Here is a 977-nt window from a genome sequence, read left to right as displayed (position 1 = left end):
ACCTGATCCCTCAGGTCAGCCCTCTCAGGTGGTCCCCCTGCAAGCTCTGCATAGTCATGTTGATATTCGGGATTACGGCGCAGACATTCCCAGCCGAGTTCCGGCGCGGCCAGATCATCGAGATAGTCATAGGCCGACTGGTCACGCCAATTCGAGCGGTCGGGTTGCATGGCATCGCCTCTCCCTTGGGTTGATCTCAGGAAAGGATTCCGAGAGATCAATCACTTGGGAAGTCCGGCGCAAGGCATCAGGTGATGCGCGGGACGCATCACCTTCTCAGTTGGTATGCCCCGCCGCCAATTGCCGATACCCCACAGAACTCAGCCAGCGAGCGCGTTCAAGATGGGTATCGTGGACCAGGCGCGCCCGCTCAGGCTCTTTCTGCGTATCAAGGCCCAGGATGATCCGCGCCGCCTCCTGCCAGCTCGCGCCCTCGCCTGCAGCATCGAGCAAACGCATATATTGCGTCATGTGACGACGGTCATAATCCGTCACCACGGCCCCCTTCGGCGGTACATCCTGCAATTCGCCTCTTCTCACGCGCAACCCCACTGCGGTTTGCCAGCATGTTTAGCACGGTTGTTCGATTTTCTTGTGAGCATGGCGACGGCGGGCGTCCCTCTTCGGGGAGACGTGCCGCAAAACTCAGCCCTTCGGGACGGCCTTCGCCTGANCGCTTTCGGATTCGAGGCGCTTGAGCGCGGTCAAAGATACCCGGGCCTCATCCGCAAGCTGCTCCTGTGTCCAGCCAAGAAGCGCACGCGCGGCCCGCGATTGTCGGGCGGTGATCATGCAGATCACCTCCCATCCGGCCCGGCGCGCACGCCAGAACTACGACTATTATAGTCGCTCTTAGAAGAATCTATACCGGATTTCTTCTGCGTTTATATGGCGTTTTCGTCTTAGGACCGCCGAACGGGAAAACTGATTCGGTTGCCCGGTTTGGCGGGCGGGCCCCGGCCTGTCGGCCGGGGCCT

General features: G+C 60.3%; 3 protein-coding genes. All 3 read right to left on the bottom strand.

From position 1 onward, the window contains the following. A partial coding sequence (locus D6860_RS26065; RefSeq protein WP_371683202.1) for a transcriptional regulator domain-containing protein occupies positions 1-170 on the bottom strand: 170 nt, incomplete at its 3' end. A 106-nt stretch (positions 171-276) separates the two neighbouring features. Beyond that, complete coding sequence (locus D6860_RS17890) at positions 277-540, bottom strand: DNA -binding domain-containing protein (RefSeq protein WP_128549306.1); 264 nt, start codon at positions 538-540, stop codon at positions 277-279. A gap of 134 nt (positions 541-674) precedes the next feature. Beyond that, positions 675-792, bottom strand: a 118-nt coding sequence (locus D6860_RS17885) for a helix-turn-helix domain-containing protein (protein WP_164845654.1), incomplete at its 3' end; no start/stop codon positions are given. Between the last annotated feature and the right edge of the window lie 185 nt (positions 793-977).

Source organism: Salipiger sp. D13 (genome assembly GCF_003703915.1).
In the GTDB taxonomy this organism is placed as follows: domain Bacteria; phylum Pseudomonadota; class Alphaproteobacteria; order Rhodobacterales; family Rhodobacteraceae; genus Salipiger; species Salipiger profundus.
The sequence above is the reverse complement of the archived record's forward strand: the minus strand, read 5'-3'. Positions and strand labels throughout refer to the sequence as shown.